This window comes from Bacillus sp. P4_D3 (assembly GCF_056401855.1).
The window spans coordinates 53,517-63,926 of record NZ_JBFUIN010000008.1 but is presented as its reverse complement, the minus strand read 5'-3'; the positions used below and the strand labels follow the sequence as shown (position 1 = coordinate 63,926).

Sequence of the window (10,410 nt, the reverse complement as noted above, 5' to 3'; positions counted from 1 at the left end):
ATATTGATTTCAAATGTAGCCCTTATTAGTTTATACGCTGTGTCTGAGTATAAGGAGCGAAAGCGATGGAAAGAAGAAGGTGTACCTGCATTAGATGAGAGAATCATGAAAAAAATGCAGCAATATTTTACGGCTTGTATGGTAGGTTTCTTTTTGTTTTTTATCGCGTATCTTTCTGTAAATAAGTATTTAGATAGACAAATCGTGGATGTGAATGAATTATTATATATAGTTATTTTCGGACTGTTAATTAGCATGGCATCGACGAGTGTATTAGCAGCAAGGGGAATTAAATAAATATATAAAGGGGAAACAGGATGGGATTAGCGGTGTTATGTGTCGCTACGGCTATATTTGCACTTTTGTGGGGGATGCAAAACTTCTCTCGCAATCCAGTGCCAAGTGTATGTATTATGATTGGTGCTGTAGGTTTATCATACTATTTATTAATTTTAGCGCATTATCATAAAACAGCAACAAGTGTTGTTGTTGGGGCAATTATTTTATCTTGTGGACGCGCTATACAAAAGGGTTTTCTTCCATAAAAGCTGTTTATACAAAAGGTATAAACAGCTTTTTGTATTTTTTTTACAAACTACTTGAAAGTTACGTTACGTCACCTTTTATAATGAAGGAGAAGAGGTGATGGAGTTGATTTCAATTCAAGAACTAACGAGGGAAACAGGAATTACAGTAAGGACGTTACGTTATTATGATCAAATCGATTTATTAAAGCCGAGTGGAAAAACTGATGGAGGACATCGGTTATATAGCGAGAGAGATGTTATTCGTTTGCARCAAATTTTATTTTTAAAAGAAATGGGTTTTTCATTAAAAGAGGTTGCGAATATGTTAGTAACAGGTGAGCTCAATTTAAAAGGTTCGCTTGAAAAACAACTTAGATTTGTACAGGAAGAACAAAAGAAGTTTAATCGAATGGAGCGTGTTTTACAAGCGGTTGTTTATTCGGTAGATGTGGAGGGAGAACTGGATTGGAAAGTTATGTTTGAGCTTATTCAGCTTTCGAAACAGTCTCCTCGTATACGTGAAATATTTCAAAATGAAGTCTTTTCGAAAGAAGAGCAAGATTTACTTCATAATTTGCCAAATATGAGTGAGGAAGATCCGAATGTGTTAGAGTGGGTAGATTTATTAAAGCAATTACGTAATTTTATGAAAGACGGTAAGGAAGCATCGTGTGATGAAGTACAAGAGGCAACGAAGAAATTAATGCAGAAGTGTTTAGAGATGGCTAATGGTGATGAAGCATTTTTAGATAAATTGTGGGAAGTAAGAAAATCAAAAGAAGATTCACAGAAAATGAGTATGTATCCAATTGAGGAAGAGCTTCTAGTATATATGGATGAGGCTTTTCGTATATATGATGAAAGGGAGAGAGATAAATGAGTATACTCGCAGAATATCGATGGTATTTTTTAATTGGTGCAGAGATTGTATTTTGGCTATCAGCTATCGGATTCTTTTTACTAAGGTATGGATTTCGCTTGAAAAAGGCGAGCTTTATTATGGGGATTGTGCTACTCATAAATGAAGTGTTTATTTTAACTTTAGGGGTATTGGACTATTATCAAACAGGGAAGTTCTCTAATTTTCAAATCATTACGGTAATCATTTTATTATATGCAGTTTTTTATGGGAAAAAGGATTTGAAGAAATTAGATATATATGTACAAAAATTAGTTGCGAAGTGGCGGAATGAACCGGCGCCTATTATCGAAGAACCACTTGAAGTAACAGGGATGGCGCATGCGAAGCAGGAAATAAAAAATTGGGTTTTACATCTTATTTTGTTTGTTGCGGTTCATATATTCCTTTTCTTCATGTATGGGCTTATTCCAGTAGAACAGTGGGGAAATTGGTTAGAGTCAGGAATCGTTTTAAATAAAACAGCAAGCCGTGTAAGCCAAGTATGGGCTATTATTCTTTTAGCGGATACTGCGATTTCATTTTCATATGTTATTTTTCCGAAGAAGGAGAAAGGAAATAAGAAGCTACTTTCATAGAGGAAAGTAGCTTTTTCTAGTATACCAATAGTTTGTATAGGAGAGGATGACAGTAGGAAAAAGAGCTAGTTTTATATGTCTCTTTAAAATGAAGTAAAACTTTAATTAGTGTGGGGTCGACTGCTCGTTAATGTTGGAGAAAGTTTGATGAGGAAAGAAATGTGTTCTCCTTCCTTTTTCTATGTATAACTTGTCGAAAGTTTTACCGAATATCTGTTCGTTTTTTTTAGGTTTTTTATGGGCATTCGTGGTAAAATAATAATACAGATTTTTATGAGGAGGTCGGTTTTTAGTTGGAACATCCATTTGAAATTATCTCAGAATATTCCCCGCAAGGTGATCAGCCGGGAGCGATAGAGAAGCTTGTAGAGGGAATTAATAGTGGAAAGAAAAAGCAAGTGTTGCTTGGAGCGACAGGGACGGGTAAGACATTTACGATTTCAAATGTCATTAAAGAAGTGCAGAAGCCAACACTTGTGATGGCTCATAATAAAACGTTAGCAGGGCAGTTATATAGTGAGCTGAAAGATTTCTTTCCTAACAATTCTGTGGAGTATTTTGTTAGTTATTACGATTATTATCAGCCGGAAGCGTACGTGCCACATACGGATACGTTTATTGAAAAAGATGCGCAAATTAACGATGAAATTGATAAATTACGCCACTCGGCAACGTCTTCCTTATTTGAACGAGATGATGTTATTATCGTTGCGAGTGTGTCATGCATATACGGTTTAGGTTCTCCGGAAGAATACCGCGAGTTAGTTGTTTCACTTCGAGTTGGTATGGAAAAGGACCGTAATCAATTACTTCGTGAACTTGTTGATGTACAGTATGGACGTAATGATATTGATTTCAAGCGTGGTACATTCCGTGTGCGCGGAGATGTAGTTGAGATCTTTCCGGCATCACTTGACGAACACTGTATTCGAATTGAATTTTTCGGTGATGAAATCGATCGTATTCGAGAAGTAAATGCATTAACGGGTGAAGTATTAGCAGAACGTGATCATGTAGCAATCTTCCCGGCATCTCACTTCGTTACACGTGAAGAAAAGCTGAAGGTCGCTATTGAAAATATCGAAAAAGAATTAGAAGAGCGTTTAAAAGAATTAAATGATAACGGTAAGTTGTTAGAGGCGCAGCGCATAGAACAGCGAACGCGTTATGATTTAGAAATGATGCGCGAGATGGGCTTTTGTTCAGGGATTGAAAACTATTCCCGTCATTTAACACTTCGTCCAGCAGGTTCAACGCCGTATACGCTTTTAGATTATTTTCCAGAGGATTTCTTAATCGTTATGGATGAGTCGCACGTATCGGTTCCGCAAGTAAGAGCGATGTATAACGGGGACCAAGCACGTAAGCAAGTGCTTGTTGATCATGGATTCCGTCTGCCATCAGCTTTAGATAATAGACCGCTCACGTTTGATGAGTTTGAAGAGAAAACGAATCAAGTTATTTACGTTTCGGCAACGCCAGGACCGTACGAGTTAGAGCAGTCACCGAAAGCAATAGAACAAATTATTCGTCCAACAGGGCTTTTAGATCCACCAATTGATATACGACCAATTGAAGGACAAATAGATGATTTATTAGGAGAAATCCATGACCGGATTGCGAAAAATGAACGCGTATTAATTACGACTTTAACGAAGAAAATGTCAGAGGATTTAACGGACTATTTAAAAGATGTAGGAATTAAAGTGAATTATCTTCACTCTGAAATTAAAACATTAGAGCGTATTGAAATTATCCGTGATCTTCGCCTTGGTAAGTTTGATGTACTTGTCGGTATTAACTTATTACGAGAAGGATTAGATATTCCAGAAGTATCACTTGTAGCTATTTTAGATGCTGATAAGGAAGGTTTCTTACGTTCAGAGCGTTCATTAATTCAAACAATTGGTCGTGCGGCGCGTAATGCAAACGGCCGCGTTATTATGTACGCAGATCGCATAACGAGATCAATGGGAATTGCAATTGAAGAAACACAGCGTCGTCGTAGTATACAAGAAGCTTACAATAAAAAGCATGGTATTACGCCGAAAACGATTCAAAAAGGAGTACGTGACGTTATTCGTGCGACAACAGCAGCTGAGGATACGGAAATATATGAAGCAACACCAGCTAAGAAGATGACGAAAAAAGAACGTGAAAATACAATTGCGAAGATGGAAGCAGAGATGAAAGAAGCAGCAAAGGCATTAGATTTCGAGCGTGCAGCTGAATTAAGAGATTTACTATTAGAATTAAAAGCGGAAGGGTGAAAAGAGTGAGTAAAGATTTTATTGTTGTAAAAGGTGCTAGAGCGCATAATTTAAAAAATATTGACGTAACCATTCCGAGAAATCAGCTTGTTGTTGTGACGGGATTGTCTGGTTCGGGGAAATCATCGTTAGCATTCGATACGATTTATGCAGAAGGGCAGCGTAGATATGTGGAATCTTTATCTGCGTATGCGCGCCAGTTTTTAGGGCAAATGGATAAGCCCGATGTTGATATGATTGAAGGTTTATCTCCAGCGATTTCAATTGATCAAAAAACGACGAGTCGTAATCCTCGTTCAACGGTTGGAACGGTAACGGAGATTTATGATTATTTACGTTTATTATTTGCACGAATTGGTACGCCAATTTGTCCGAATCATGGAATTGAAATTACATCACAAACAGTGGAACAGATGGTAGACCGTGTTCTTGAATATCCTGAACGTACGAAGTTGCAAGTGCTAGCGCCTATCGTGTCAGGGCGTAAAGGTGCGCATGCGAAAGTATTAGAAGATATTAAGAAGCAAGGTTATGTTCGTGTGCGCGTTGATGGAGAGATGCTGGATGTATCGGAAGAGATTACTTTAGAAAAAAATAAGAAGCATTCAATTGAAGTTGTTATTGACCGTATTGTTGTGAAAGAAGGAATTGCAAGCCGACTTGCAGATTCACTAGAAAGTGCTTTAAAGCTTGGCGGGGGCCGAGTTTTAATCGATGTAATGGGAGAGGAAGAACTTCTGTTTAGTGAACATCATGCTTGTCCACATTGTGGTTTTTCAATCGGAGAATTAGAGCCGCGTATGTTTTCGTTTAATAGTCCGTTCGGCGCGTGTCCTTCTTGTGATGGACTTGGATCGAAGTTAGAGGTAGATTTAGAACTTGTTATTCCGAACTGGGATGTATCATTAAATGAACATGCGATTGCTCCTTGGGAACCGACAAGTTCACAATATTACCCGCAATTATTAAAATCTGTGTGTAATCATTACGGCATCGATATGGATATGCCGGTGAAAGATATACCGAAGGATTTATTTGATAAAGTGCTGTACGGAAGCGGGGAAGAGAAGCTTTATTTCCGCTATGTGAATGAATTTGGTCAAGTAAAGGAAAATGAGATTTTATTTGAAGGTGTTATTCCGAATATTGAGCGTCGTTATCGTGAGACGAGTTCTGATTATATTCGTGAGCAAATGGAGAAATATATGGCAGAGCAAGCTTGTCCGAAGTGTAAAGGTGGACGCTTAAAGCCTGAGAGTTTAGCTGTTTTCGTTGGTGATAAAACGATTGCCGATGTAACGAAATATTCTGTTCAAGAAGTACAGGAGTTCTTCTCAACTGTTGAGTTAACGGAGAAACAACAAAAAATTGCTCATTTAATTTTAAGAGAAATTCAGGAACGTGTTGGGTTCTTAGTGAACGTCGGTTTAGATTATTTAACGTTAAGTCGTGCCGCAGGAACTTTATCAGGTGGTGAGGCGCAGCGTATTCGTTTAGCGACACAAATTGGTTCTCGCCTTACTGGCGTACTTTACATTCTTGATGAGCCTTCTATCGGTTTACATCAGCGTGATAATGATCGTCTTATTCGTACATTGCAGGAAATGCGTGATTTAGGAAATACGTTAATCGTTGTTGAGCATGATGAAGATACGATGATGGCTGCTGATTATTTACTTGATATCGGACCTGGTGCAGGTATTCATGGTGGTCAAGTTGTATCAGCAGGTACACCAGCTGAAGTTATGCAAGACGAGAATTCATTAACTGGGAAATATTTAAGCGGTAAAGAATTTATTCCGGTACCACTTGAAAGACGTAAAGGTGACGGACGTAAAGTGGAGATTGTCGGTGCGAAAGAAAATAACTTAAAGAATGCGAAAATGTCATTCCCTCTAGGAACATTTGTAGCAGTAACAGGCGTATCTGGCTCTGGAAAAAGTACGATAATTAATGAAGTACTATACAAATCATTAGCTCAAAAGCTATATAAAGCGAAAGCGAAGCCAGGGGCTCATAAAGAAATTAAAGGTCTTGAGCAGTTAGATAAAGTTATTGATATTGATCAATCACCAATCGGGCGTACACCACGTTCCAACCCAGCAACATATACAGGTGTATTCGATGATATTCGTGATGTATTTGCACAAACGAATGAAGCGAAAGTACGTGGGTATCAAAAAGGGCGCTTCAGCTTTAACGTAAAAGGTGGCCGTTGTGAAGCGTGTCGTGGTGATGGAATTATTAAAATCGAAATGCATTTCTTACCAGACGTGTATGTTCCGTGTGAAGTTTGTCACGGTAAACGTTACAACCGTGAAACGTTAGAAGTGAAATATAAAGATAAGAATATTTCTGAAGTGTTAGGGATGACAATTGAAGATGGGGTAGAGTTCTTTGCTAATATCCCGAAAATTAAGCGTAAACTTCAAACGCTTGTAGATGTAGGGCTTGGCTATATGAAATTAGGGCAACCAGCTACGACGTTATCAGGTGGTGAAGCGCAACGTGTGAAATTAGCTTCTGAATTGCACCGTCGTTCTACAGGGCGTACGTTATACATTTTAGATGAGCCAACGACTGGCTTACATGCACATGATATTGCACGTCTTCTAGAAGTGTTGCAGCGTCTTGTTGAGAGTGGCGAGACGGTACTTGTAATTGAGCATAATTTAGATGTTATTAAAACAGCTGATTATATCATTGACCTTGGACCAGAAGGCGGAGACAAAGGCGGACAAATCGTTGCTTCCGGAACGCCAGAACAAGTAGTGAAAGAAGAGCGCTCATATACAGGTAAGTATTTAAAAGAGATTTTAGATCGTGATAAAGCAAGAATGAAAGAGAAAATAAAAGAAGTAGAGTTATCGCAATAAGTTTATTCATGAAAACCGAGTGGGAATGACGCTCGGTTTTTATTTCACTAAGGAAAACTGGTAAGATTGTTAGTAGGTATACAAGTATAAAGAATAGAATAAATTGGTATAAGAGTTTGCATGTTGCTTGCGTTTATTAGCTATTAGCGTATGATGAAATATATATGTTAAAAGGATGTGTAAGGAAATGAGATGGATTGTATCACTTCTTGTAAATAGCGTTGTGTTAATCGCTGTATCCGGACTTTTAAAGGGGCTTGCACCAGACGCATTTTACATAGCAAATATACAAACTGCAATTATTGCGAGTATTATATTGGCGATTTTAAACGTATTTGTAAAGCCACTTTTAATTTTAATTACGCTACCAATTACTCTTGTAACTTTCGGTTTCTTCTTAATCGTTATTAATGCGATTACGTTAAAGATGACGGATTCATTATTAGGGGACGCCTTTAATATATCTGGATTTGGTGTAGCGATTGTTGCGGCGATTTGTATTTCGATTTTTAATATGATAATTGAAAAAGTAATTGTTGAACCATTACATGAAAAAAAGAGAAAATGACAAAAAGAAAAACATTTCATGATTCATATGAAATGTTTTTTTCTATTTACTAGAAACCATGTTTCTTGTTTCCAGAAAAAAATGGTACAATATCCGATAGAATGGAATTTTACATCAAATGAGACTGAACCCGCAGCGGAGTGGAGGTTTATACATATGCCGAAAGTAAGGACAAAAGATTTAATTGAACAATTTCAATTGGAGTTAGTAAGTGGTGAAGAAGGGATTCATCGTCCGATTGATACGAGTGATTTATCACGACCTGGAATTGAAATGGCAGGATTTTTTACATATTATCCAGCTGATCGTGTGCAGCTTCTTGGAAAAACGGAGCTTACGTTCTTTGATACGTTAACGACAGAGCAAAAGCAAGAGAGAATGAAAGCGCTTTGTACTGAAGAGACGCCTTGTATTATTGTAACTCGTAATCAAGATGTACCGGATGAGTTATTACAAGCATCACGTGAATCAGGCGTGCCTTTATTACGTTCAGCTCAAACGACGACGAGATTATCAAGTCGTTTAACAAACTATTTAGAAGGTAAGTTAGCGCCAACAACAGCTGTTCATGGTGTGTTAGTAGATATTTATGGCGTGGGTGTTTTAATTACAGGTCAAAGTGGTGTCGGGAAAAGTGAGACAGCGCTTGAACTTGTAAAGCGTGGTCACCGCCTTGTTGCGGATGATAGCGTAGAAATTCGTCAAGAAGATGAAGACACATTAGTAGGAAGCTCACCAGATTTAATTGAGCATTTATTAGAAATTCGTGGTCTAGGTATCATTAACGTAATGACGTTATTCGGTGCAGGGGCAGTACGAAATTATAAACGTATTACGCTTGTTATTAATCTTGAAATTTGGGATCAAAAGAAAAATTATGATCGCTTAGGTCTTGATGAAGAGAAGATGAAGATTATTGATACAGAACTTACGAAGATTACACTTCCAGTTCGTCCTGGTCGAAACTTGGCTGTTATTATTGAAGTAGCAGCGATGAACTTCAGATTAAAACGTATGGGAGTCAATGCGGCACAGCAGTTCTCTGAACGATTAATGAGTGCGATTGAGTTAGGAAATCAAGAGTAGACTCTGGAGAGGGAGGTCATATATATGCTGTTAGGTTCTGTACCACAGCTTGACCGTATAGCAGTCCAACTTGGACCGTTCCCTGTTTATTGGTATGGGGTTATTATCGGTACAGGTGTGCTATTAGGTCTTTGGCTAGCAACTCGCGAGGGAGAAAGGCTTGGTATTCATAAAGATACATTTATCGATCTTGTATTAATTGCAGTACCAATTGCGATTCTTTTTGCGAGAATGTATTATGTCATTTTTGAATGGGAATATTATTCGCAAAATCCGAGTCAAATTATTAATATTCGTCAAGGTGGTTTGGCGATTCATGGTGGTTTAATCGGGGCTGTTATTACAGGAATCCTTTTTGCGAAAAGACGCGGGCTTTCATTCTGGAAGTTAGCGGATATTGCTGCGCCGAGTATTTTACTAGGACAAGCAATCGGCCGATGGGGAAACTTTATGAACCAAGAGGCGCATGGTGATGAAGTAACGAGACAGTTTTTAGAAGGTCTTCATTTACCAGATTTCATTATTAATCAAATGTACATTGATGGTGTGTATTATCACCCAACGTTTTTATATGAATCATTATGGAATTTTGCAGGTGTTATTTTACTACTCGCGTTACGAAAAGTGAATTTACGCCGTGGTGAATTATTCTTCACATATTTAATTTGGTATTCAGTGGGACGCTTCTTCGTAGAAGGCTTGCGTACAGATAGTTTAATGTTAGGACCACTTCGTATTGCACAAGTAATGTCTATTGGAATTGTTGTTATTTCTATCATTTTCATTATTGTGAGACGAAAAATGGGGCAAGCTGATAAAAGATATTTAGAAAATTAGAGAAAAGTAGCATCTTATATAAGATGCTGCTTCTTTCATATTCAGGTAATGAAAGGATTAAGGACGATGAAAATAAATACAGTGTTATTTGATTTAGATGGAACGTTAATTAATACAAATGAACTTATTATCTCTTCTTTTTTACATACGTTAAATCACTATTATTCTAATCAGTATAAGCGTGAAGATGTATTAGGATTTATCGGTCCATCTTTGCACGACACTTTTAGTAAGATTGATGCAAGCAAGGTTGAAGAGATGATTACATGTTATCGTCAATTTAATCATGAGCATCATGATGAATTAGTGGAAGAATATGAAACTGTATATGAAACGGTTCAAGAATTGAAGAAGCAAGGTTATAAGATCGGCATCGTTACAACGAAAGCGAGACAGACGGTTGAAATGGGATTAAAGCTTTCGAAACTTGATCAGTTTTTTGATGTTGTCGTGACGATTGATGATGTGGAACATGTGAAACCACATCCAGAACCACTTCAAAAAGCATTGAAATTATTAGATGCAAAGCCAGAAGAAACATTGATGGTTGGTGATAATCATCATGATATCGTCGGTGGACAAAATGCAGGTACGAAAACAGTAGCGGTTTCATGGACATTGAAAGGTAGAGCATATTTAGAAGCGTATAAACCAGATTATGTGCTAGATAAAATGAGTGATTTACTACCGATTTTGTCCCGTATTAATGGGTAGTAAGATTCCTGCCTGTAAATGCTTGATTGATGAGA

10 protein-coding genes are annotated in these 10,410 nt (G+C 37.6%); all 10 read left to right on the top strand.

Translation table 11 applies throughout. The annotated features are described in order from the left end of the window. On the top strand, nucleotides 1–297 hold a 297-nt coding region (locus AC1DTM_RS03205; RefSeq protein WP_477000042.1), incomplete at its 5' end, for an ATPase. Between the two features lie 20 nt (nucleotides 298–317). Continuing rightward, nucleotides 318–545, top strand: coding sequence for a hypothetical protein (locus tag AC1DTM_RS03200; protein WP_002159893.1), 228 nt, complete (start codon nucleotides 318–320; stop codon nucleotides 543–545). A 100-nt stretch (nucleotides 546–645) separates the two neighbouring features. Beyond that, complete coding sequence (locus AC1DTM_RS03195; protein ID WP_477000041.1) at nucleotides 646–1,407, top strand: MerR family transcriptional regulator; 762 nt, start codon at nucleotides 646–648, stop codon at nucleotides 1,405–1,407. Continuing rightward, on the top strand, nucleotides 1,404–2,024 hold the full coding sequence (locus tag AC1DTM_RS03190; RefSeq protein ID WP_477000040.1) for a hypothetical protein: 621 nt from the start codon (nucleotides 1,404–1,406) through the stop codon (nucleotides 2,022–2,024). The genes AC1DTM_RS03195 and AC1DTM_RS03190 overlap by 4 nt, the downstream gene beginning before the upstream one ends. A gap of 293 nt (nucleotides 2,025–2,317) precedes the next feature. Beyond that, nucleotides 2,318–4,294, top strand: coding sequence for an excinuclease ABC subunit B (gene uvrB, locus AC1DTM_RS03185; protein WP_016106607.1), 1,977 nt, complete (start codon nucleotides 2,318–2,320; stop codon nucleotides 4,292–4,294). Nucleotides 4,295–4,299: 5 nt separating this feature from the next. After that, on the top strand, nucleotides 4,300–7,170 hold the full coding sequence (uvrA, locus tag AC1DTM_RS03180; RefSeq protein WP_201040380.1) for an excinuclease ABC subunit UvrA: 2,871 nt from the start codon (nucleotides 4,300–4,302) through the stop codon (nucleotides 7,168–7,170). 187 nt (nucleotides 7,171–7,357) lie between these two features. Continuing rightward, the gene (locus tag AC1DTM_RS03175) at nucleotides 7,358–7,738 is read left to right on the top strand and encodes a phage holin family protein (protein WP_002112828.1); all 381 of its coding nucleotides are present in this window, start codon (nucleotides 7,358–7,360) and stop codon (nucleotides 7,736–7,738) included. 156 nt (nucleotides 7,739–7,894) lie between these two features. Then, on the top strand, nucleotides 7,895–8,824 hold the full coding sequence (hprK, locus tag AC1DTM_RS03170; protein ID WP_002016091.1) for an HPr(Ser) kinase/phosphatase: 930 nt from the start codon (nucleotides 7,895–7,897) through the stop codon (nucleotides 8,822–8,824). 24 nt (nucleotides 8,825–8,848) lie between these two features. Continuing rightward, a complete protein-coding gene (gene lgt, locus AC1DTM_RS03165; RefSeq protein ID WP_002034719.1) occupies nucleotides 8,849–9,661 on the top strand; it encodes a prolipoprotein diacylglyceryl transferase in 813 nt (270 codons plus the stop codon). Nucleotides 9,662–9,727: 66 nt separating this feature from the next. After that, nucleotides 9,728–10,375: a pyrophosphatase PpaX gene (gene ppaX, locus AC1DTM_RS03160; protein ID WP_016106605.1), complete on the top strand. Its 648-nt coding sequence runs from the start codon at nucleotides 9,728–9,730 to the stop codon at nucleotides 10,373–10,375. Nucleotides 10,376–10,410: the final 35 nt, after the last annotated feature.